This is a genomic window from Variovorax sp. GrIS 2.14, assembly GCF_046115955.1.
In the GTDB taxonomy this organism is placed as follows: Bacteria; Pseudomonadota; Gammaproteobacteria; order Burkholderiales; family Burkholderiaceae_C; genus Variovorax.
Map to the genome: position 1 here is coordinate 65,524 of NZ_JBJXIA010000015.1, position 22,308 is coordinate 87,831.

The 22,308-nt window shown below is 61.1% G+C and carries 18 protein-coding genes and 1 tRNA gene; 12 read left to right on the top strand and 7 right to left on the bottom strand.

Features of this window, described 5'->3' with window-relative positions; all coding sequences use genetic code 11:
• Positions 1–147: 147 nt before the first annotated feature.
• Complete coding sequence (locus tag RCH10_RS21055) at positions 148–1,083, bottom strand: hypothetical protein (RefSeq protein WP_409053898.1); 936 nt, start codon at positions 1,081–1,083, stop codon at positions 148–150.
• A gap of 422 nt (positions 1,084–1,505) precedes the next feature.
• Between RCH10_RS21055 and nirB the strand changes: the two genes are divergently transcribed.
• Genes nirB through RCH10_RS21080 form a run of 5 tightly spaced genes read left to right on the top strand, consistent with a single transcriptional unit; the run spans position 1,506 to position 7,727 of the window.
• Positions 1,506–4,058 (top strand): nitrite reductase large subunit NirB, encoded by a 2,553-nt coding sequence (gene nirB, locus RCH10_RS21060; protein WP_409053899.1) that lies wholly within the window; start codon positions 1,506–1,508, stop codon positions 4,056–4,058.
• Between the two features lie 20 nt (positions 4,059–4,078).
• Complete coding sequence (gene nirD / locus RCH10_RS21065) at positions 4,079–4,420, top strand: nitrite reductase small subunit NirD (RefSeq protein WP_409053900.1); 342 nt, start codon at positions 4,079–4,081, stop codon at positions 4,418–4,420.
• Between the two features lie 60 nt (positions 4,421–4,480).
• On the top strand, positions 4,481–5,293 hold the full coding sequence (locus RCH10_RS21070; protein ID WP_323497561.1) for a formate/nitrite transporter family protein: 813 nt from the start codon (positions 4,481–4,483) through the stop codon (positions 5,291–5,293).
• Between the two features lie 8 nt (positions 5,294–5,301).
• A complete protein-coding gene (locus RCH10_RS21075) occupies positions 5,302–7,038 on the top strand; it encodes a protein kinase domain-containing protein (RefSeq protein ID WP_409053901.1) in 1,737 nt (578 codons plus the stop codon).
• 23 nt (positions 7,039–7,061) lie between these two features.
• Positions 7,062–7,727 (top strand): nucleoside/nucleotide kinase family protein, encoded by a 666-nt coding sequence (locus RCH10_RS21080; RefSeq protein ID WP_409053902.1) that lies wholly within the window; start codon positions 7,062–7,064, stop codon positions 7,725–7,727.
• 20 nt (positions 7,728–7,747) lie between these two features.
• On the opposite strand, the gene RCH10_RS21085 is transcribed toward RCH10_RS21080, so the two are convergent.
• The 6 genes from RCH10_RS21085 to RCH10_RS21110 form a co-directional block, all read right to left on the bottom strand.
• Positions 7,748–8,998 carry an ROK family protein gene (locus tag RCH10_RS21085; RefSeq protein ID WP_409053903.1) on the bottom strand — a complete coding sequence of 417 codons (1,251 nt, stop codon included), beginning with the start codon at positions 8,996–8,998 and terminating at the stop codon, positions 7,748–7,750.
• Complete coding sequence (locus RCH10_RS21090; protein ID WP_409053904.1) at positions 8,986–9,783, bottom strand: ATP-binding cassette domain-containing protein; 798 nt, start codon at positions 9,781–9,783, stop codon at positions 8,986–8,988. The genes RCH10_RS21085 and RCH10_RS21090 overlap by 13 nt, the downstream gene beginning before the upstream one ends.
• A complete protein-coding gene (locus RCH10_RS21095; RefSeq protein ID WP_409053905.1) occupies positions 9,783–10,733 on the bottom strand; it encodes an ABC transporter permease in 951 nt (316 codons plus the stop codon). The genes RCH10_RS21090 and RCH10_RS21095 overlap by 1 nt, the downstream gene beginning before the upstream one ends.
• Entirely contained in the window at positions 10,734–11,735 is a 1,002-nt protein-coding gene (locus RCH10_RS21100; RefSeq protein ID WP_323497566.1) for a sugar ABC transporter substrate-binding protein, read from the bottom strand. It abuts the gene before it with no gap.
• A gap of 222 nt (positions 11,736–11,957) precedes the next feature.
• Positions 11,958–12,031: transfer RNA gene (locus RCH10_RS21105), tRNA-Gly, on the bottom strand.
• A gap of 67 nt (positions 12,032–12,098) precedes the next feature.
• Entirely contained in the window at positions 12,099–13,175 is a 1,077-nt protein-coding gene (locus RCH10_RS21110) for a hypothetical protein (RefSeq protein ID WP_409053906.1), read from the bottom strand.
• Between the two features lie 193 nt (positions 13,176–13,368).
• On the opposite strand from RCH10_RS21110, the gene RCH10_RS21115 reads away from it, so the two are divergent.
• The 7 genes from RCH10_RS21115 to RCH10_RS21145 all read left to right on the top strand — a co-directional run bounded on the left by RCH10_RS21115 (position 13,369) and on the right by RCH10_RS21145 (position 22,300).
• Entirely contained in the window at positions 13,369–14,790 is a 1,422-nt protein-coding gene (locus RCH10_RS21115) for an undecaprenyl-phosphate glucose phosphotransferase (protein ID WP_409053907.1), read from the top strand.
• A 1-nt stretch (position 14,791) separates the two neighbouring features.
• Complete coding sequence (locus RCH10_RS21120) at positions 14,792–15,892, top strand: glycosyltransferase (RefSeq protein WP_409053908.1); 1,101 nt, start codon at positions 14,792–14,794, stop codon at positions 15,890–15,892.
• A 12-nt stretch (positions 15,893–15,904) separates the two neighbouring features.
• A complete protein-coding gene (locus RCH10_RS21125) occupies positions 15,905–17,389 on the top strand; it encodes a hypothetical protein (RefSeq protein ID WP_409053909.1) in 1,485 nt (494 codons plus the stop codon).
• Positions 17,390–17,435: 46 nt separating this feature from the next.
• Positions 17,436–18,905: an oligosaccharide flippase family protein gene (locus tag RCH10_RS21130; protein WP_409053910.1), complete on the top strand. Its 1,470-nt coding sequence runs from the start codon at positions 17,436–17,438 to the stop codon at positions 18,903–18,905.
• Positions 18,865–20,097, top strand: coding sequence for a glycosyltransferase family 4 protein (locus RCH10_RS21135; protein WP_409053911.1), 1,233 nt, complete (start codon positions 18,865–18,867; stop codon positions 20,095–20,097). Before RCH10_RS21130 ends, RCH10_RS21135 begins: the two co-directional genes overlap by 41 nt.
• Before the next feature lie 73 nt (positions 20,098–20,170).
• Positions 20,171–21,070 (top strand): glycosyltransferase family 2 protein, encoded by a 900-nt coding sequence (locus RCH10_RS21140; protein WP_409053912.1) that lies wholly within the window; start codon positions 20,171–20,173, stop codon positions 21,068–21,070.
• 63 nt (positions 21,071–21,133) lie between these two features.
• A complete protein-coding gene (locus RCH10_RS21145; RefSeq protein WP_409053913.1) occupies positions 21,134–22,300 on the top strand; it encodes a glycosyltransferase in 1,167 nt (388 codons plus the stop codon).
• Positions 22,301–22,308: the final 8 nt, after the last annotated feature.

Genomic DNA, 22,308 nt, shown 5'->3' on the forward strand with positions numbered 1-22,308 from the left:
CAGCCCCCAGGACAGACGCGTGCCACGGACCGTGCAGGAAAACGCCCTTACATCCCAAAAGATTGCTTCAGGCGTTGACCCGCGTAGTCCTGCGCTTCCTTGGCCTTTTGTACTACTGCGGCCATGGCCGGTGCGCCGGCGTGCCGACTAGCGGTAGCCCGCTTCGTTGGGGTTGTGGATGATCCAGATCAGATAGCCACTAGAGAAATCGCCCATGCCGCCGCCGGCAAAAATCAGTCGGCCCTGACCCTTGTAGGTCATTTCGAAGCGATGACGGTCGGCGCCGAAATAGAACGGAATCCAGGCCTTGCCGGTCATGTAGGCGCCCTGGTCGGTCGGCGGGCCAGCGAGGTCCGTGACCTGTCGCAAGGGCATTCCGATCTGGAGCTTGGTGAACTTGCTGCCGGGTGCCGGGTTGCCGGTGATTTCGCCTTCGTAGTCGTTCAAGCCCTTGACCGTGCGACCGCTGCCGGCCTCGACCTTGGACGAGTCCGTCACGTTCCCCTTGGCATCGATGCCGGGCTTGGCGCCTCCAGCGTAGGGCGCAGGCGCTGCGGCCGCCGCAGCAGCAGGCGCTGGCGCGGCCGCAATCGGCGCGGCGACTGCAGCGACTTCAGGTGCGCAGCGGTCGAGGTCGACGATCTTCTGTTTGCTTCGGGGCAGATAGCGGTAGTCGCGGACCTTGGCGGTGACGGCGCCGCCCGTGTAGCCGGGCGCGACCGATCGGCACACGAAAAAGGTCTGGTCGGTGCTGTCGACCGCATACGCGCCTGCAGGCACGTTGTGCCCGGTGGCTTTGGCAAGGTCGACGCTGACCGACTTGCCGACCAGGTCCTGCTTCACCTGCTTGCCGGTGCCTTCACCGATGAGGTCCGACAGCGCTGCGTATTCAATGCCTTCGCGCACTGGCTTCACTGGCGCGGCGCGGGCGGGCGCTGGTGCAGCTGCAGCCTGCGCAGTCGATGCAGGCGCGTTGGCAGGTGCCGGCGAGCGCGTGCCGCAACCTGCGCAGAGCGCCAGGATGGCGGCGGCCACGGTCATCGCCGACATGGATGAAGTGGTCGAAGCGTTCGGAGTGGTCAAGGGGGCAAGAGGCCGGGTCGTCGGAGTCACAGTCATTCCTTTTGAGCTATCGAGCTGCGCATTTTGCCGATGTTGTCGCACGCCAAACGAGTTCCTGCCAAGTTGTCCGGTGCACCAAACCAAGGATTCACGCGCCAGAACAGCGCATGCCTTCGGCATTCAGAAGACTCATCGCGCAAAAAGGCCGGCATGGATGTTGCGTGATGTCCATCAGTGTTCCGACGGCACCGTCGCCGCGGCCAACATATTGCCTCCGCCAATGGCGGCGGGATCCGAACGAACTGAGAGCATCGATGCTCGACTGTTCGTCTGTTCCAACCCGATTTGCATCCGCATCCAGCGAGCGGGGGCCGTGTCGACTCTGTCCTGACAGCGTCGGCCACCGCTCCCTTTCACCGGACCGGCTGCGTGCAGGACACGACATGAAAATCGCAGTGATTGGCCACGGCATGGTGGGCCACAAATTTCTCGAACAGCTCCATGCGCTCGGTATCGCCGATGCACAGGTCACGGTGTTGTGCGAGGAGCCGCGCCCGGCCTACGACCGGGTTCATCTCTCTGAATTTTTTGCCGGCAAGACGGCTGAAGATCTGTCTCTGGTCGAGCCGGGCTTCTTCGAGCGCACCGGCTTCACCTTGCGACTGGCGGCTCGCGCAGTGGCCATCGAGCGCCGCGACAACACCGTCACCACCGCCGACGGCGAGGTGGTGCACTACGACAAGCTGGTGCTGGCCACGGGGTCGTCGCCCTTCGTGCCACCGGTGCCCGGCCGCGACCGCCCCAACTGTTTTGTCTATCGCACCATCGAAGACCTGGAAGCGATGAAGGAATGTGGCGCCCGCTCAAAGACCGGCGTGGTCGTGGGCGGCGGCTTGCTGGGACTCGAATGCGCCAAGGCGCTGCGCGACATGGGCCTGGAAACGCACGTCGTCGAATTCGCCCCGCGCCTGATGGCGGTGCAGGTCGACGAGGGCGGTGGCCGCGCGTTGCGCAACAGCATCGAGGCGCTCGGCCTGCACGTGCACACCGGCCGCAACACGGTCGAGATCGTCGACGGCGCGACCGCACGGCACCGCATGGTGTTCGCCGACGGCACCTATCTGGAGACCGACATGATCGTGTTCTCCGCAGGCATTCGTCCGCGCGACGAATTGGCGCGGCAGAGCGTGCTGGCGATCGGCGCGCGGGGCGGCATCGCGGTCGACACCCATTGCCGCACCAGCGACCGCAACGTCTACGCCATCGGCGAATGCGCGGCGTGGAACGACCAGACCTTCGGCCTGGTGGCACCGGGCTACGACATGGCGCGCGTGGCCGCCAAGCACATCGCCGGGCAGGACGACGCCGCCTTTACCGGCGCCGACATGAGCACCAAGCTCAAGCTGATGGGCGTGGACGTGGCGAGCATCGGCGACGCGCACGGCAAGACGCCCAAGTCGCGCGCCTACCAGTACATCAACGAGCACAAGCAGATCTACAAGAAGATCGTGGTCAGCGAAGACGGCAAGCAACTGCTGGGCGCGGTGCTGGTCGGCGATGCCGCCGAGTACGGCACCCTGCTGCAACTCGCGCTCAACGGCATCACGTTGCCGGCCGATCCGGAGTTCTTGATCCTCCCGTCGAGCGACGGCAAGGCCAGGCCCGGGCTCGGCGTGGAGGCGCTGCCCGACAGCGCGCAGATCTGCTCGTGCAACGACGTCAGCAAGGGTCAGATCTGCGCGGCGGTGGGCGAGGGCGTCAGCACCGCCGCCGGCATGAAGGCCTGCACCAAGGCTGGCGCTTCTTGCGGCGGCTGCGTGCCGCTGGTCACGCAGGTCATGAAGATGGAGATGGCAAAGCGCGGCATGGCGGTCAACAACCATCTGTGCGAGCACTTCGCGTATTCGCGCCAGGAGCTGTATCACCTGGTGCGCGTCGGCGAGATCAAGACCTTCGGTGATCTGCTGGCCCAACACGGCAAGGGCCTGGGTTGCGATATCTGCAAGCCGACCGCAGCCAGCATCCTCGCGTCGTGCTGGAACGACTTCGTCTTGAAGAAAGACTTGGCGAGCCTGCAGGACAGCAACGACTATTTCCTTGGAAACATCCAGAAGGACGGCAGTTATTCGGTGGTGCCGCGCATGCCCGGCGGCGAGGTCACGGCCGATGGCCTGATCGCCGTCGGCCAGGTCGCAAAGAAGTACGGCCTGTACACCAAGATCACGGGCGGCCAGCGCGTGGATTTGTTCGGTGCGCGCGTCGAACAGCTGCCGCCGATCTGGGAAGAACTGATCGCGGCCGGCTTCGAGTCAGGCCATGCTTATGGCAAGTCGTTGCGCACGGTGAAGAGCTGCGTCGGCTCGACCTGGTGCCGCTACGGCGTGGACGACAGCATGGGCATGGCGATCGAACTGGAGAACCGCTACAAGGGTCTGCGCACGCCGCACAAGATCAAGTTCGGCGTGTCGGGTTGCACCCGCGAATGCGCCGAAGCACAGAGCAAGGACGTCGGCATCATCGCCACCGAAAAGGGCTGGAACCTCTATGTGTGCGGCAACGGCGGCATGAAGCCGCGCCACGCGGAGTTGATCGCGTCCGACCTGAGCAAGGCCGAGCTGGTCAGGCTGGTCGACCGCTTTTTGATGTTCTACGTGCACACCGCCGACCGGCTGCAGCGCACCAGCACCTGGCGCGACAACCTCGAAGGTGGGCTCGACTACCTGAAGGACGTGCTCATTCTGGACACGCTGGGGCTCGGCGCCCAACTCGAAGCCGAGATGCAGCACGTGGTCGACACCTACCAGTGCGAGTGGAAGACGGCCGTCAACGACCCGGCCACGCGCCAGCGCTTTCGCTCCTTCGTCAACAGCGACAAGAAGGACGAGCACATCGTGTTCGTCGAAGAGCGCGGCCAGATCCGGCCGGCCCGTGCCGAAGAGCGCAAAGCGGAGGCCGAAACCTCCGCCGCCAACTCCACCGCCACCGCCAGCGCCTGAACATCCGAGGACATCTCACCATGACCACTGAAACTTTCCACTGGACTGCCGTGTGCGCGGCCACCGACATCCTGCCCGACACCGGCGTGTGCGCGCTGGTCGACGGCGTGCATGTCGCGATCTTCCACATCGGCCAGGCAGGGCAGTTCTTCGCGATCGACAACGTCGACCCCAAGTCGCGGGCCAGCGTGCTGTCGCGCGGGCTGGTGGGCAGCCTGGGCGATCGCATCGTCGTCGCGTCGCCGCTCTACAAGAACCACTTCGACCTGCGCAACGGCGAATGCATCGAATCCCCGGAGTACTCGGTGCGCGCGCATGCGGTGCGTATCGAACAGGGGCGCGTGCAAGTCGCATTGGCCTGAGCGCATCGCCCGCCCGATCTCTTCTCGTTATTTTTCTTTCTCTCTGCTTCAAGGAATCCCATGGCCTATCTAGCCCCCGCCGAGTTCGTGACCAAGATGGTCGATGCCGGTGAATCCAAGCTGCTGATGTCGACGCGCGACACGCTGATTCGCTCCTACATGGCCGGTGCCATCCTGGCGCTGGCAGCGGCCTTCGCGGTCAGCATCACCGTCAACACCGGCAACGCGCTGGTCGGCGCGATGCTGTTTCCGGTCGGCTTCATCATGCTGTACCTGATGGGCTTCGACCTGCTGACCGGTGTGTTCACGCTGGCACCCTTGGCCGTGCTCGATAAGCGCCCCGGTGCCACGTGGGCCGGCGTGCTGCGCAACTGGGGTCTGGTGTTCGTCGGCAACTTTGCCGGCGCGCTGACGGTCGCGGTGTTCATGGCGATCATCTTCACCTTCGGCTTCAGCGAGGCGCCCAACGTCATCGGCGCCAAGCTCGGCGGCATCGGTGAGGCCCGCACGCTGGGGTATGCCGCACACGGCGCCTCCGGCATGCTGACGCTGTTCATTCGCGGCGTGATGTGCAACTGGATGGTCTCGACCGGCGTCGTCGCCGCCATGATGTCGACCACCGTGTCGGGCAAGGCCATCGGCATGTGGATGCCGGTCATGATCTTCTTCTACATGGGCTTCGAGCACTCGGTCGTGAACATGTTCCTGTTCCCCACCGGCCTGATGCTGGGTGGCAAGTTCACGCTGCTGGACTACCTGATCTGGAACGAGATCCCGACGGTGCTGGGCAACCTGGTCGGCGGACTGACCTTTGTCGGCCTGACGCTCTACGCTACCCACTACAAGACCGCACCCAAGCGCGTCTTGCGCTGAAGCCTCGCTTGCGCAAAACATTGCGGGTCACGCTCGGTCAGCATTCGCTGACCGGTACCAAGTCAGTCAACCAGGACTTTCATGGTGCAATGCTGCCGGAGGGCTCGCTGCGAACGTCCAAAGGCATCGCGGTGGCGATGGCCGACGGCATCGGCTCCAGCCGCGTCAGCCAGGTCGCGAGCGCGGCGGCTGTGCGCGGCTTTCTCGACGACTACTACGCGACCTCCGATGCCTGGTCGGTGCGCCGCTCGGCCCAACGCGTACTGAGCGCCACCAACTCGTGGCTGCACGCGCAGACGATGCGCAGCGACGCCCGCTTCGACAAAGACAGCGGCTATGTCTGCACCTTCAGCGCGCTCATCTTCAAGGGCCGCGACGTGCACATGCTGCACGTTGGCGACGCACGCATCTATCGGCTGCATCCGCACGCGCTGGAGCAACTCACCGAGGACCATCGCGTTCACCTGTCGTCGGTCGAGTCGTACCTGGGGCGGGCACTGGGCGCCGACTCGAACGTCGACATCGACTACAGCGACTGGGCCGCCGAGGTCGGCGAGATCTACTTGCTGGCGACCGATGGCGCCTATGCCCATCTGGACGCGGAAGCCGTGCACGACGCGCTCGCCCGATGCGGCGACGACTTCGACGAAGCGGCTCGGCTGCTGGCGACTGCAGCACGGGACAAGGGCAGCGACGACGATGCCACCGTGCAGCTGTTGCGCATCGACGAACTCCCGGCCGCCGACGCCGCGCAGCTGCAGTCGCAGCGGCAGGCCCTTGCCATATCGCCGCCGCTGGCGCCACGGGCACGCTTCGAAGGCTTTACGCTCGTGCGCGAACTGCAGGTGAGTGCGCGCAGCCACGTACACCTTGCGGTAGACGACGCCACCGGGCAGCAAGTGGTGCTCAAGCTGCCTTCTGTCGACATGCGCGAGGACACCGACTATCTCGATCGCTTCGTGCTCGAAGAGTGGGTGGCGCGGCGCGTCGACAGCCCGCATGTGCTGAAGGCGAGCGCCATCGACCGGCCGCGCGACCATCTGTACGTCGCGATGGAATACGTCGAAGGCCAGACGCTGGCGCAGTGGATGGTCGACCACCCGAAGCCGAGCCTGGACAGCGTGCGCGGCCTCATCGAGCAACTGGCGCTGGGGCTGCAAGCGCTGCATGGCCGGGAGATGCTGCACCAGGACCTTCGCCCCGAAAACGTGATGATCGACCGCACCGGCACGGTCAAGATCATCGACCTCGCTTCGGCCCACGTGGCGGGCTTGGCCGAGAGTGCCGGCGCGCGCGATGCACTCGCCATCGTCGGAACCTTGCAGTACACGGCGCCCGAATACTTCGTCGGCCATGGCGGCAGCGTTCGCTCCGATCTGTTTTCCCTGGCCGTCATCGCCTACCAGATGCTCACGGGGCAATTGCCGTACGGCCTGCACGCATCGCGGGTCCGTTCACCTGCCGACGTCGCTCGGTTGCGCTACCTGCCGGTGCGCCACTTTCGGCCCGACCTGCCCGCATGGATCGATGCCGTGATGCAAAAGGCACTGCACCCCAATCCCGCGAAGCGGCAAGAGGCGGTATCCGAATTCGCTCACGACCTTCGCGCGCCCGGACAGGAGTTTTTGCAAACGCGGACCTTGCCACTCATCGAAAGACACCCAGTGCGGTTCTGGCAGTGCACCACCGGGCTGCTGGTTGTTATCGTTGTCGTTTTGCTGGGCCTGCGCGTTTTGGGGCACTGAGCGTTTTTCGATAAGGATTCACGATGTCGACAGCGACCCCCACGATGCCATCTGCTCCTCCTTCGGTTTCCGTGCCACAGCGTTTCCTGGAGCGTGTGCAAGACCTGCTGGCCGACGGGCAACGAAAAATACTGGGACTCGTCGGCCCGCCGGGTGCCGGCAAGTCCACGCTGGCCGTCGCGTTGCAACGCGAGTTCGCAGCGCTGTCGCAAGTGGTGCCCATGGACGGCTTCCACCTCGCCAACATCGAGCTGCGGCGCCTCGGTCGCGCCGACAGAAAAGGCGCGCCGGACACCTTCGATACGGGTGGCTACCTGAGCTTGTTGCAGCGGCTGCGTCAGCAAGACAAGGGCGAGATCGTCTATGCGCCGGAGTTTCGCCGCGACCTCGAAGAGCCGATTGCCGGCGCTATCGCGGTTCATGCCAAAACGCAACTGGTCATCACCGAAGGCAACTACCTGCTGCACGACCAGGGCGGCTGGGCCGGCGTCGCGGAGCTGCTCGACGAAGTCTGGTTCGTCGATGTCGACGACGGGCTGCGAAACGATCGACTCGTGCAGCGACACCGGCAGTTCGGCCGCAGCCACGAAGCGGCACTCGCCTGGGTCGCCGGCACCGACGAACCCAATGCGCGCCTGATCGACGCCACGAAAACGCGCGCCGGTGTCGTTTTCAGCTGGGGCGAATGACCGCAGCTTGCCGACCGAACTCAGGTCGACGTCTTGTCGAGCTTGAGAAACAGATCGCGATCCGGCGCGAAGTTGGCGTGCAGCGGCAGCAACGCGCCGCCCAGCGCGCGCGCGTCCGAGCCGGTGGTGCCGGGTAGCACCTCGGGGCATTCGACGCCTTCCCAGTTGTAGCGATGCTTCGCCTTGTCGATGGCGTCGAGCATGGCGGCCAGCATGTTGCGGCTGAACGAACCATCGACGATCACGCCTTCCAGGTCGAGCAGGCACGCCGCGCCGTGGATCGCAAAGACGATCGCGTGGGCCGCTTCGTCGAGCCACTGCTGCGTGATGGCGCGCCATGGCGCTTGCAGTGCGCGGTCGTCGGCGACAGCGGATGGGTCGAGCCGGGCGGCCTCGTACAGGCGCTCCAGCGTGATGAGAGACGCCACACTCAGCAACTGCGGTGGCGCGGCTGTGTCGCCCGGCGCCGCACGATTCAGCGCCAGTGAACCCACCGCGCCCGCATTGCCGTTGAGCCCGCCCTGCAGATGGCTGTCGATGACCAGTCCACCGCCGATAAAGGTGTCCACGAAGACGTAGACGAAGCTGCGCACGCTCCGGCCGCGGCCCGCCACCAGCTCGGCGACACATGCTGCCGCCGTGTCCTTGACGAAAGTCACCGGCAACCCCGAAAGCTCCGCGACCTTGGCGCGCACGTCGGTACGGTTCCAGGCCAGGGCGCGCTTTGCATCGATGCCCATCAGCGCCTGCCAGCCGCCGAGCGACAACGGCGCCGCGATGCCGATGCCCTGCAATCGCTCAAGCCCCGACGCACCGAGCAGCCCGCGAAACTCCGCCAGCCGCAAGTCGATTTCTTCGAACACCGCCTCCGGGGTCGGATAGTCGTAGGCCAGGCTGCGACGCGCACGCACCGCGCCGGCGAAGTCGACCAGCAGCATGTCGAGGCTGCGGCGCCCGAGCTTGATACCGATGGAAAACGCGCCGTCCGGATTCAGTGCCAGCGGCACCGACGGCTGCCCGACCTTGCCGCGCAGCAAGGCGCCGCGCAGCAGCAGTCCGTCTTCGATCAGGCGCTTGGTGATGAGCGAAATGGTCTGCGGCGTGAGTTGGGTGAGCCGTGCCAGCGCCGCGCCGGGGAGGGCGCCGTGGTTGCGGATCGCCTGCAGGACTACGCGCTCGTTGTATTGCCGCAGCCCGCCCTGGCTCGACCCGCGAGGGCGCAGCCGGCTGGCCTCTTGTGCGAGCTCACCCGCCACGTTCACGCGAGGCATTCGGCGGGCAACTGCTCGGGCGGCAACGCGCCTGTCATCACTGCCACCGTGTCGCTCATGCTGATCTTCTTCGGATTCAGCACCGCACCGCGCTTGCCCAGTCGCGCCACGTGGATGCGATCGGCAATCTCGAAGACGTGCGGCATGTTGTGACTGATAAGCACCACCGGCAGCCCCTTGTCGCGCACCCGGCGGATCAGCTCCAGCACCATATTGCCCTCCTTGACGCCGAGCGCCGCGGTCGGCTCGTCGAGGATGACGACGTGGTGCGCGAACGCCGCTGCGCGCGCCACCGCGACGCATTGCCGCTGCCCACCCGACAACGTTTCGACCGCCTGCGTCATCGAGCGGATGCCGACCTTCAGGTCGTTCATCCGCATCACGCTTTCTTCAAGCATCCGCTTCTTGTCGAGCATGCGCAGCACGTTGCCGGCAAAGCCCGGGCGGCGGATTTCTCGACCGAGAAACAGGTTCTCGGCGATCGTCATCGCGGGCGCGACGGCCAGGTCCTGGTACACCGTTTCGATGCCGACACGGCGCGCGTCGATCGGCCCCTTGAAGTGGATCACCTTGCCGTCCAAGATGATCTCGCCTTCGTCCGGCACGGTGGCGCCGGAAAGGCACTTGATCAGCGACGACTTGCCCGCGCCGTTGTCGCCGATGACAGCCAGGATCTCGCCGGCACGCAGCTCGAAGTCGGCGCCGTCGAGTGCAACGACTTGTCCATAGCGCTTTATCAGCCCCTTTGCCTGCATCACGATGCGCGGGAGAGTGCTCGCGTCCATCAACGTGCTCCTTTGCGCGACAGCTGGTCCACCGTCACCGCGACGATCACCAGGATGCCGGTGATCAGCACCTGATAGACGGAAGACACGCCCATCAACGTCAACCCGTTGCGCAGCACGCCGACGACGATCGCACCGACCAGCGAGCCGAGAATCATGCCCCGCCCGCCGAACAAACTTGTGCCGCCGAGCACCACCGCGGTGATGGCGTCGAGGTTTTCCGTCTGCCCCGCGTTTGGGTCGCCGACACCGGTGCGCGCCACCGACAGCAGCGACGCGATGCCGTAGAAGACGCCGGCCAGCACATACACGCCGAGCAGCACGCGCTCCGGTGGAATGCCCACCAGCCGTGTCGCTTCCGGGTTGTTGCCCACCGCATAGATGTGCCGGCCACTGGCGGTTTCACGCAGCCAGAACCACACGCCGAGGTACAGCAGGATCATCAGCACCGTGCCGTAGGCGATGTTGGTGCCGCCCAGTGCGAAAGTGCTGCCGAGCCAGTTCATCATCGGCGGCACCTCGGTCACCGTCTGCGCGCCGGAATAGAGCTGCGTGATGGCAAAGGCAATGTTGAAAGTGCCCAGCGTCACGATGAAAGGCGGCAGTTTGATGCGCGTCACGAGCAGGCCGTTGAGCAGCCCGAAGGCGGCCGTCACGCCGATGCCCGCCACTATCGCCAGCGGCGCCGGCAAGCCGAGGTCGGCCGCCAGCTTGGTCATCACGATGCTGCCCAGCGCCATGATCATTCCGCACGACAGGTCGATGCCCGCGGTGAGGATGATCAGCGTCTGGCCGATGGCGATGACGCCGACGACCGTCACCTGCTGCAGGATCAGCGAGAAGTTCTCGCCGCTGAAGAAGCGATCGGTCGTGGTGCCGAAAGCAATGCACGCGATCAGCAGTGCGATGAACGGGCCGAGCTGCCCGATCGGGGGCAGTTTGCCCTTCACTTACTTCTTGCCCCAGCAGAGATCGGTGCCGACCTTCACGTCCTTGCTGTCGACGCCGGTCACCGGCTTGGCTGAGATCAGCGTCACGCCGGTATCGGTATAGCCGCTGGCCTTCTTGCCGGTGGTGGCGTAGTCGATGCCGGCGGCGACGCCCATCGCGGCCATCTTCAGCGGGTACTGCTGCGAGGTCGCGGCGATCTTGCCGGCAGAGACGTCCTTGATGCCGTCGCAGCCGCCGTCGACCGAGACGATCATCACGCCTTTCTCTTTGCCGGCCTTCTGCAGCGCGTTGTAGGCACCGGCCGCGGCGGGCTCGTTGATGGTGTAGACCAGGTTGATGTCGGGGTTCTTCTGCAGGCAGTTTTCCATTGCCGTCTGGCCCTTGGCGCGGTCACCGAAGCTGTCGGCCATGCACACCACTTCAGCCGGCTTGGCCAGTTCGTTGATCTTGGCGTCGAAGCTCTTCAGGCCAAAGCCCTGCAAAAAGCCGTTGTGGCGTTGCGCGCCGACCGGGTGGCCCGGCAGCAGGTCGAGCGTCGCGATCTTCACCGGCTTGCCCGCCATTGCCGCCTTGGCGTACTGGCCGATCAGGACGCCGGCCTGGTAGTTATCGGTCGCAAAGAGGGCGTCGGTGGCGCTGGCCGGATCGGTCGGGCTGTCGAGCGCGATCACCATCACGCCCTTGTCTTGCGCCTTCTTGATGGCGGGAATGATCGCCTTCGAATCGTTGGGCGTGATGAGGATGGTCTTGGCACCGGCTGCGATCATGTTTTCCATCGCGGCCACCTGGCCGGCGTTGTCGCCGTCGGCCTTGCCGGCCCCTGACAGCAGCTTGGCGCCCTTGGCCTTGGCCTCCGCGGTGGCGCCTTCTTTCATCTTCACGAAGAAGGGGTTGGTCTCGGTCTTGGTGACCAGGCCGATGATCGGCTCGGCTGCATGGGCGGGCGCCCAGGCGGCGAGGGCGGCAGAGGTCAGGGCGGCGGCGAGGGTCAGCTTGATCATGGGTTTGTCTCCAGTTGTGGTCGAAAAGTATTGGCAAGGCACGCCAGAGTTTCGGGACTTGGAGTAAATAAATCAAGTGGATTGATTAATGGAAAACCCGGTGATAGAGAGGCGACCGACAAACGGTCCTTGTCAGCAGAAGCGGTGCACTGGAGAGGCGGGGGATCGAGCGGATGTCAGCGGTTGCTGAGGGCTCTTAAGGTGCGCGTGATGCGCCTGTGATGGAGCGGGCGAAGAGAATCGAACTCTCGTCAGTTGCTTGGGAAGCAACAGCTCTGCCATTGAGCTACGCCCGCGGTTCGAGGCGAATTCTAAACGGGCGACCTGGCGCGCAACTCGGCCGGCTTACCCATAACGTGCTTCTCAATAAGAAGTCATTTCAAAGGCCGGAAATCCTCTGGCCTGCCGCCTGGATCTGGCGGCAGGACGCCGCTTACGAGCAAGAAGTACGTTGTTAACCGCCAGCGCAACCGTATAGAGCGCTCCTAAAGCCAACGCCACCCGCATCGCCACCCTGCGCTTTGCCAGCTTCAAACGAGAGAAGGGCAGCAGCGGGCCTGCCGCGAAGCGATAGAACCATTCGCCGGCTACGTTGGGTGGTTTGCCTTGAAGCGCTCGTCGCACGTGGTGCCCTTGCCATGGCTTGAACGACCCGACGGCGTGTGACAAGTGCTTTCCGCCTGGTGCGAGATCCATAGCCTCCGGCCCGAAGGTTTCTAGCCGGGTGGTGGAAAGCGACAACGCGAAGTTCAGCGCGTCTTCATCCGCCGAGTGAAAGAGGTGATCGGCCTCGCCGACCCGGCGCTGTTGCAGCGATCCGCCGCTGTACGCAGCAACGATCCCGCAGATCCGCTGCCATGCGCGCAGCACGTCGATCTGCGCTCGTGCAACGCCGACGAAGCCCGCGTTGTAGTACCGCTCCAGCGGCCGCACTGGCTTCTCTCCATGGCCAGCGAAGAACGCCTGCCACCGCGCTCGTTTCGGGTGATGCGAAGGCATCGACCAGTTCAGGTCCTCGACCAGGGCGACCCCATCCGGCGTGACCCACTGCTCGATTGCAGTCCAGTCGCATTTCACGACCATGTCCGGGTCCATGTAGCTCACCGCACCCACATCGGGTGCGAGCCGTTCCAGGACGTCGAGCATGAAAGTCGGCTTGTAGAAGGTCAGGCTTACCGGCGGATTGAGCTCGACGGTTTGTAGCTGGATCGTTGGCGTGACCTGCAGGCATTTGGTCACGGCATCAAACCCGTCTGCATCGACGATCCACGACGGCAGTGGGCCCCGATGCCCGACCCAGACCGTCCCTTGGTAGCCCGCAGCCGAAAGCGAATTCACCAGCCCGGCAACGCCGTAGTGGTAGTGGCCTTCGAAGAGCGTGCAGACAGCGGTTTCCATTGACAGAAATGATCCCGTAAATAAGGCGGTCGAGGTAAACATCTTTGTCGTTTGTCACATCGCATCGCCACAATTGCAAACAATGTCACGTCGCAATGTGGTTTACCCTAGCCACAAGTTCACAGCGAGCCGAAAAAGTCGCACTTTAGTTCTATCTAATGCCATAGACTACGGTCGAGTTACTTTTAGTTTCAGTGGTTAAAAATTGGTTAACTATTGGTTTCCGGGAGATTTGATGCTGTCTAGTTCCGCAACCGGCTTCCGCGAAAGCCCGCTGATCGCTCTTGGAAGGGTCAACCCGTTGTTGGGCTTGATCCTGCGAGCGGGCGACCTTGGCATCTTTGTAGCCAGTGGAATGTTGGCCTTCGCAGTTCGATTCGGCAGCGTCGAGATGGGCGCCGACTACATGCACACCATCAGCCGTGGCGTGCTCTTCGCCGTCATCGTCCTCAACGGCAGTTCGCTGTACCGGCGCTGGCGTGGCCGCTCGACGGCCGCGGAGCTCCTGAAGGTAATGACGCTTTGGCCGCTCATGTTCTGCCTGATGGCGGTGTATGCGCTTGCGATGAGAGATGGTCACGACACATCACGCTTATGGTGGGGTGGTTGGTTCGGCCTGAGCATCACGGGGGCCTTGCTTTTGAGAATGGCTGTTGGGGCAGCCGTGCGCTGGGTCAGCGCTCAGAAGATAGATACGCGTATTTCTGTCGTGGTCGGCGCAAACCCCGAGGCACAGGGCTTGGTCGATGCCATTCGGCGAGACGATTCGTGCGGAATCGAAGTCCGTGGCTGGTTTGCCACGCATGCCGACCGCGGGGAATTGACCGGTGCGCCCATGCTCGGGCGGCTAGATAACCTTGGCGAGTACGTCGCGTCACGCAACGTCGACCTAGTTTGGCTGGCATTGCCCATGCGCGATCAAGCGAAGATCGCCTTCGCTCTCGACCAGCTAAAGCATTCAACAGCAGACATCAAGCTGGTGCCCGATCTTTTCGGTTTGCATCTGTTGAACCACTCGGTCGAAGAAATCGCCGGCTTGCCGGTGATCACACTGCAACAAACGCCGTTGTTGGGCAGGGCACGTCTAATCAAGGCGGTCGAGGACTTCGTCTTGTCGACGTTGATTCTCTTCATGATCTCTCCGCTGATGATCACGATTGCTATTGCAGTCAAGCTCAGTTCGCCTGGGCCTGTGTTCTATCGACAGCAGCGCGTGAGTTGGAACAACAAGACGTTCTACATGTTGAAGTTTCGGTCGATGCCGACCGATGCGGAGCAAAAAACCGGTGCGGTTTGGGCCAGAGCCGGCGAATCACGGTCGACGCAAGTCGGCGCATTCCTGCGCAAGACGAGCCTCGATGAATTGCCTCAGTTCCTCAATGTGTTGTTGGGTGATATGTCCATCGTCGGACCGCGTCCGGAGCGACCTGTATTCGTCGAGCAGTTCAAGAACGAGATCCCTTCGTATATGAAAAAGCACATGGTCAAGGCCGGCATTACTGGGTGGGCACAGGTCAATGGCTGGCGCGGTTCCACAGATTTGACCAAGCGCATCGAGTGCGACATCGAATACATCGAGAACTGGTCGCTGGGCTTCGACTTGAAAATCATTGTCTTGACGCTGTTCAAGGGCTTTATCAACAAGAACGCCTACTGACGTGAAGGTTGCCATCGTTCACTACTGGCTGGTCGGCATGCGCGGTGGTGAAAAAGTTGTAGAAGTGCTGTGCGATCTGTATCCCGAGGCAGATATCTTCACGCTGGTGTGCGACCCGGCTGCCATCTCCGAGAAGCTCAAGCGCCATCGCATCACGACATCGTTCTTGCAAAAACTAGGCGGCGTGCGGCATTACCAAAAGATGCTGCCGTTGATGCCCTATGCCCTGGAGTCTTTCGATCTCACTGGCTACGACTTGATCATCTCCAGCGAGTCAGGTCCGGCCAAGGGCATCATTCCAGGTCCAGACTCCACTCATATTTGCTACTGCCATTCGCCGATGCGCTACATCTGGGACTTGTATCCGCAGTACCGTTCCGCGGCGGGATCTTTGACTCGTGCCTTGATGTCGCTGACTGCGCCGTCGCTGCGCCAGTGGGACGTAAGCACGTCGCATCGCGTCGACCATTTCATTGCTAACTCCGCCTATGTGGCGCGAAGGATCGAGAAGTATTACCGACGCACTTCCCATGTCGTGAACCCGCCCGTCAACCTCGCACGCTTTGAGCCGGTCGATGCACCGGGGGACTACTACCTGTGTGCAGGTCAGATCACGCCTTACAAGAAGGTTGAAATCGCCGTGGAGGCGTGCACCCGCATGGGTAGGCGGCTTGTCCTTATCGGTTCGGGTGCAGGCCCAGCGCTCCGGCAGCTTGCTGGCCCTACCGTCGAGTTTTTAGGCGCTGTCGACGACGCCACCATGGCGCATCACTTCGCTCATTGCAAGGCGCTTCTTTTCCCTGGGGTCGAAGACTTCGGGATCGTTCCTTTGGAAGTGATGGCGAGTGGGCGGCCCGTTATAGCCTATGCAAAAGGCGGCGCACTAGAGACAGTCGTCGAAGGCAGCACGGGCTTGTTCTTCGCCGAACAAACCACAGAAGCCATGGTCGACGTGATAGAGCGTTTCGAGGCTGTTGCAAGCTCATTTCGCTCCGAGGTGGCTCACTCGCATGCAGCCACTTTTGATACGGTCGTATTCCGGGCACGGATGGCCGAGCTTATCGGCTCGTTGGTTGCCACGCCCCCACGGCTTGCAACCTGACAGGGCGGCCACATGGAGCTAATCCCGGTCGGCATATTCTGGAGCGTTGCGCTGTGGGCCTTGTTCCAGAAGAAGCAGGTGTTGATTTACCTGTTCTTCGCATCCATGCCGTTCGGTTCTTTTGCTGCAATCCCCACCGAGTTGACCGCGGGGCTGACCCTGACGCCGACACCTATCGTCGCCCTGCTGCTGATAGCGCGTGAACTTGGCAATGCACGCGGCTTGACGAAAGCGCTAGACGCTGCCTTGAAGTCATCCGGCTTGCTGCTGCTGTTTCTTTTTTGGCTAGTGGCCGCTATCGTCACCCTGTTCATGCCGCGCTTTTTTGCCGGTCAGGTCGAAGTGGTGCCAGTGCGCGCGGGCGCATTGGCCTCGGACACGGCAATGCTCGCGCCCACTGTTCAAAACCTCTCTCAGTTGGTGTATGTCAGCATCTCGGTACTGGCCGTTTTTGCCTTCGCAAGTGTCTTGCGCGGCGAGGGCATGCGCCGGCACGCCCTGAGTGCTTTGTGCCTGGGTGCGGCCTTCACGGTCTTTACGGGATTTCTTGATTTTGCGTCGCAATACTTGCCTCTTCAGTCGTTCATGGAAGTCTTTCGCACGGCCAGCTACGCACTTATTACCGAGGCAGAAGTTCAGGATGTCAAGCGCGTCGTAGGCTTGATGCCTGAGGCATCGTCTTTCGGCAGTCTCTCTTTGAATTTTCTGACGTCGCTCTACTTTTTTCGACGGGCGATGCGGTCCGGGCATCTTCGTGATCGCGTGGTTCCGGCTTTGATGGGCTTGCTGCTCCTGCTCGTGTGGATGTCGACCTCATCGGCAGCGTATCTTGGTCTGGGCCTTTTCGGCGCGGCGGCGGCTGCGGAGTGGTGCTGGCGATTCTTCGCGTCAGACCGCAATCACTATCTTCGCCATGGTCTTATGGGCGAGTTTTGGTTAGGTGCCGTGGCCGTATGGGCCATTCTTCTGGTCGTTATCGTTGTCCCCAACGTGCTGACTCCACTGCTAGACATGGTCAACGTGACGGTGCTGCAAAAGGCGAACACCAGTTCGTTCGAAGAGCGAGGAATGTGGACCCAGATGTCCTGGAACGCGCTGTTGGCAACTCACGGTTTGGGAGTCGGTCTGGGCGGCAGTCGCGCCTCGAATTTTGCAGTGGCCCTTGTCAGCAATGTGGGATTGGCCGGCGCAGCGCTCTATTTCCTTTTTGTTTTGCAGTGCTTTTTTGTGCGGCGGGCAGGGCGTAGTGACGCCGAGGGAAGTGCTCTCTTATCGGCCGCCCGGTGGTCGTATCTACCCATGTTTTTTGTCAGTCTGACTATTGGCACTACGCCGGACTTCGGTTTGTCCAACGCGTTCCTGTACGGGTTTGCGGTAGCAATTGCCCATAAGATCCTTCAACGCGCCGTCTGGCCCACCGAGGTTCATCGGCTTTTGAGCACCCCGCGTTTCAGGGCGCCACAAGTGCGCAGCGGACGGAGTGCCCGCATTGACTGAGCAACCGAGCGTGGCGAGCCGTGCCGTCGGGGCGGGCGTCTGGACCGTGGGTACGCGTCTGGCCACGAAGTTGATTGATCTGGCAATGCTGCTGTGCCTCGCTCGGTTCCTGGGGCCGGCTGAATTCGGTTTGGTCGCGGTGGCGATGGCTGTGGTCGTTGTCATAGAAGCCTTGTTCGAGCTGCCGATGGCAGCCGCGTTGATTCGTGCGCCTGTTCTGGTTGCAGACATGTTGCACACCGCTTTCACGCTGAGCCTGCTTCGCGGGCTGGTTATCGCCGCTCTGCTGCTTGTTATTTCCTGGCCGTTGGCAGTGTTCAACGAAGAGCCTCGACTGACAGCTTTGCTGGCAGTACTCGCGCTGGCCCCGGCGTTGCGCGGGTTGGTCAGCCCGCGAATGGTGGAATACGCGCGCGCCTTCAACTTTCGCCCCGACGCGATGCTGGAGCTGGTGGGCAAGGCCGCGGCTTTCATCATCGCGGTCGCCATCGCTTTCAATACGCGGAGCTATTGGGCGATTGCTGCTGCGACCGTGTGCGGACCGCTAGTTACAACGTTTATCTCGTATTTCATAGCACCGCTGCGACCGCGTTTTACGCTGACGCATTGGAAGGATTTTTCGAGCCTGATCGGCTGGAATTTCATAGCCCAGTTGGGCTCGGCTCTGAACTGGCAGATCGATCGGCTCCTTCTTCCAAGACTGATTACGACCGCGGCGTTTGGGCAATACGCCATGGGCAAGCAGATATCGGAGCTTCCGATTCAGGCGCTCGTTCAGCCATTGGCTCGTCCTAGTATGGCGGCATTGGCGTCGGCCGCCGAAAGTCGAGGTTCGCGCTACCTGCAGTTGTCTCATGGGATCGCATTCGTCATTGCACCGGTACTGGGGCTAATGCTGGTGTGGCCAGAAGTGCTTGTTCGCGTCACATTGGGAGAGAGCTGGTTGCCAGCCTCGGAGTGGATGCGCTGGATCAGCGCATCGTCGGTGCTGGGGCTACCCGCCATTCTGTTGGGGCCGCTTGCGATGACGCTGGACCGCACGCGCTGGTTGGCTGCACGGACACTCATTGAATTGCTGGTCAGGCTGCCTCTGGTATGGATGGGCGCTTTACGATTCGGGATTCCGGGCGCTATCGCCGGCAGTGCAATCGCGACTGCCATCGGTACTTTTACGGCACTATTTATGGTGCGGCGTCTGAGCGGTGCAGGGGTGATCGCTCAACTGGGGACGCTCTTACGGCCGCTGTTGGCGGTATTGTTGGCTGGCAGCCTGCTGTGGCTGACAAAGCCCGTCGCGCTGGGCGCTTCAAGCCTGCCACAGCTGTTGGTAGCTGCCGTACCGATCGGTATCGTTTATCTGGTTGTCTACGGAACGTGTGCAATGCTTGCATGGCAATGGGCAGGGCGGCCGGCAGGACTCGAACAACACTTGCTCGAGCTTATCCGCAGCAAGATCATGCCGAGGCCGCGTCAAGATGCCACTAGGTCTGTGCTCGGACAAGTCAAAACAAAATGAAGTCCTGAAATCGATGTCAAGAAGTCTCAATGACACAGGCGCCAAGGGCGCTGCCGTAACAAGACTTGCCATCAACGGCAAGTTCCTGCAGCCGAAAACCAGTCGATCCGGAGTCAACCGTGTAGCTCGCGAACTCCTGCGGGCCCTGGACAAAGCACTTGCGGACGATCCCGTGCTTGCGGCTGCTGTGTCGTGCCGTGTGATCATGTCTGCGGGGCAGTACGGCGACCTTCCGCTTTCGCATATTCGAGTGGAATTGAACGATGGGTCCAGCGAAATGGGCTCTTTTATGCGCAAGCTGAATGGGGCGTTTTGGGAGCAACTCGTTTTGCCCCGGCGCATCAAAGGCGACACCTTGATCAACTTTTGCAACACGGGGCCGGTGCTTCACAAAGATGCGTTCACCATGGTTCATGATGCACAGATATACCTATCGCCCGAGTCGTACTCCTTTGCTTTTCGCACTTGGTATCGACTAGTGTTGCCCTGGCTGGGGAAACGCAATACGGCATTACTCACTGTTTCGCAGTTTTCGCGGGAGCAACTGGACCATTTCAGGGTCGCTACCTCGGCACGTATTCGGGTAATACACAACGGCTGCGACCATGTGCTTCGGCTTGTTCCTGATTCGACGAAAGTAGCGGCCTTCAAGTTGGCGGGAAGCCGCTATGTCGTAGCACTCGCCAACGTCCAGCCTCATAAAAATATTCAGGTTCTCCTGAAGGCTTTTGGATCACCAGCGTTACGTGACATCACTCTTGCCCTGTTTGGTTCGGCGACACGTGAGGACTTTGAGAGTCAAGGTCACATTGTTCCCCCCAACGTCAAATTTCTCGGATTTGTCAGCGACGAGCAATTGGTCGGGCTGCTGGAGCAGGCCAAGGCGTTGGCCTTTCCCTCCACGACGGAAGGCTTCGGTCTGCCACCGCTGGAGGCGATGGCACTGGGGTGTCCGGCAATCCTTTCGCCCTGCGGCGCACTACCCGAAGTGTGCGGCGATGCTGCACTGTGGGCCGATTCGCTGGACCCGGTGCAATGGGAGCAGCAGATTGTCCGCCTGTGCAACGACAGCCTGCTGCGCGCCGAGATGCAGCGACGTGGACGAGCGCACGCTGCTCAGTTCACATGGGAAAAGGCGGCACATCGGTTGCTCAAAATAGTGATGGGTAAACCCTGGCCGATTGCGCGCTGATCCAGTCGATGTCGATATGTCTTGTCCCTTACTTACAAAATATGCGCCCGCAACGCCGCATCTTTTCTCTTTCATGAACTCAGAGACTGTCCCCCTGAAAATTGCCATTGCTATTGCCACTGCAGGACGGAGGGAAGTGATCGCGGAAACGATCGACCTCCTGGCCAAACAGTCGCGCATCGCTGACGAGCTGTTAATTTGTCCTGCGCGGGACGAAGATCTCGATATGGCCTGCTTGCAGGATTACCCTGGAAAGGTTCGCGTCTTGCGCGGGCCGGTGGGCTCTTCTGCTCAGCGAAACGTGCTGCTCGACGCCACGGCAGCCGACATTGTGATTTTCTTCGACGATGATTTTTTGCCTGCGAACGACTACGTTGAAGAGGTTGAACTGTTGTTCACCGAGCATCCGACTGTCGTGGTGACGACAGGCAAAGTTCTGGCGGATGGAATCATCGGTCCTGGCCTTGGGCATGCAGATGGCTTGATCATCCTCAAAGCATCCGAGCCAAACGGCGAGACAACAACTTTGGTGTCGGCGTACAACGGATACGGATGCAACATGGCTGTTCGAATGCAGGCCGTGCGCAATAATCGAATTCGCTTTGATGAACGGTTGCCGCTCTACGCATGGCTCGAGGACGTGGATTTCTCAAGGCAGCTCGCGTCATACGGGGAAATCGTTCAAGCGGCGCGCCTTCGGGGTGTTCATCTTGGTACCAAGCGATCGGGCCGCAGCCCCGGACGACGTCTGGGCTATTCCCAGGTAGCGAACCCTTTGTATCTCGCGCGCAAGGGCACCATGCACTGGCCTCGCGCGCTGAAGCAGATTGCAAGAAATCTGCTCGCCAATGCTTTCCGGAGCTTTTCTCCTGAGCCATGGGTTGATAGGCGCGGACGTTTGCATGGAAACATGCGAGCGCTCCGCGATTTGGTCGGAGGGGGAATTTGTCCGGAAAGAGCCGTGAGTCCGTAGAGCCCGTCGCCGAGACTACTGTGCCGATCACTCACCGCTCTTGTGGAAAACACGGCAAATAATATGCGCATTGCGATCGTCTCCAAAATTCCGATGTTCCCCACCACCGGCGGGAATCGGGCGAGAGTTCTTACTCTTGTGCAAGCGCTCCATGCAATGGGCTGCGAGCTGTTTTTCATACTCATTCCATCTCGGCAGCTTGCTGTATTCGATGAAGAAAAGCATGTTGAGCTGTTAGGGGCACACAGATTCGTAATACTTAAAATTACACCGCTGGCTCGAATTAGAGACTTCGCAAAAAAAGCTTTTTACTCGATTCACTACAAACTGTATAAGAAAATAAAAAGAAAAGCCGCGCTACAAAGTAGCCCGGATTATTTGTTTGAGCGAGAAATTACAAGCTCCATCAACGATCTTTTTGAAATTTGGCAGCCTCGGGCAGTAGTAATCGTCTATGTTCATTTTTCTGCGGTATTGGACTCGCTGAACTCGTCCATATACAAAATTATCGATACGCAAGATGCGTTCTTTAATGAATTCACGGCTGAAGCAGAATCGAAAGGCTTGAATCGTGCAGACAAAATTATCGCCATTCAGGATAAAGAAGCCGATTACTTTAGGTCGATACTTCCGCGTGCGAACGGGGACAAGGTGGCGACAATTGGTCACATCACTATTTCCTCCGAACGGGCCGTCCTTAGACAAAATTGCGCTGCTTCATTTGTCGGATCGTTATTCGAAGCAAACATAATTTCGATCCTCTATTTTGTCAATGATGTTCTGCCAGCAATCTTGAAAGAAGTTCCAGACTTCAGGTTGTATGTCGGTGGGTCTATATGCGACGTCCTCCAGGGTAAAGAAGGTGTGATCCCTTTAGGCAAGGTGGACAAGCTTCTTGATCTGTTCGAAAAAGGACCAATCTTGATAAATCCTATTCGGGCTGGCACCGGTCTGAAGATTAAGTTGATTGACGCTATGGCACTGGGTTTACCGGTAATTAGTACCGTCCGCGGAGTCGAAGGATTACCAGACGACATGGTTCAATGCGTGGAGGTCATCGATGATGACGACGCGGCGGCATTTGCAGCGGCCGTCATCAAAATGTGTTTAGATGAGCACTCTAGAGCTACAAAGGGCGCCCAAGCCTTTGAATGCTCTAAGTTCTGGAATGAACGGCAGCGCGGCGGTCCCCGCACGATTCTCGAAGAGGTTAAGAGGTTTTCAGCATAGAACTCGGG

Coding starts and splice junctions, on each gene's coding strand:
- nirB (WP_409053899.1), top strand. CDS start 1,506: ATGAAAATCGCAGTGATTGGCCACGGCATGGTGGGCCACAAATTTCTC.
- nirD (WP_409053900.1), top strand. CDS start 4,079: ATGACCACTGAAACTTTCCACTGGACTGCCGTGTGCGCGGCCACCGAC.
- RCH10_RS21070 (WP_323497561.1), top strand. CDS start 4,481: ATGGCCTATCTAGCCCCCGCCGAGTTCGTGACCAAGATGGTCGATGCC.
- RCH10_RS21080 (WP_409053902.1), top strand. CDS start 7,062: ATGTCGACAGCGACCCCCACGATGCCATCTGCTCCTCCTTCGGTTTCC.
- RCH10_RS21085 (WP_409053903.1), bottom strand. CDS start 8,998: ATGCCTCGCGTGAACGTGGCGGGTGAGCTCGCACAAGAGGCCAGCCGG.
- RCH10_RS21090 (WP_409053904.1), bottom strand. CDS start 9,783: ATGGACGCGAGCACTCTCCCGCGCATCGTGATGCAGGCAAAGGGGCTG.
- RCH10_RS21100 (WP_323497566.1), bottom strand. CDS start 11,735: ATGATCAAGCTGACCCTCGCCGCCGCCCTGACCTCTGCCGCCCTCGCC.
- RCH10_RS21110 (WP_409053906.1), bottom strand. CDS start 13,175: ATGTTTACCTCGACCGCCTTATTTACGGGATCATTTCTGTCAATGGAA.
- RCH10_RS21115 (WP_409053907.1), top strand. CDS start 13,369: ATGCTGTCTAGTTCCGCAACCGGCTTCCGCGAAAGCCCGCTGATCGCT.
- RCH10_RS21125 (WP_409053909.1), top strand. CDS start 15,905: ATGGAGCTAATCCCGGTCGGCATATTCTGGAGCGTTGCGCTGTGGGCC.
- RCH10_RS21135 (WP_409053911.1), top strand. CDS start 18,865: ATGCCACTAGGTCTGTGCTCGGACAAGTCAAAACAAAATGAAGTCCTG.
- RCH10_RS21140 (WP_409053912.1), top strand. CDS start 20,171: ATGAACTCAGAGACTGTCCCCCTGAAAATTGCCATTGCTATTGCCACT.
- RCH10_RS21145 (WP_409053913.1), top strand. CDS start 21,134: ATGCGCATTGCGATCGTCTCCAAAATTCCGATGTTCCCCACCACCGGC.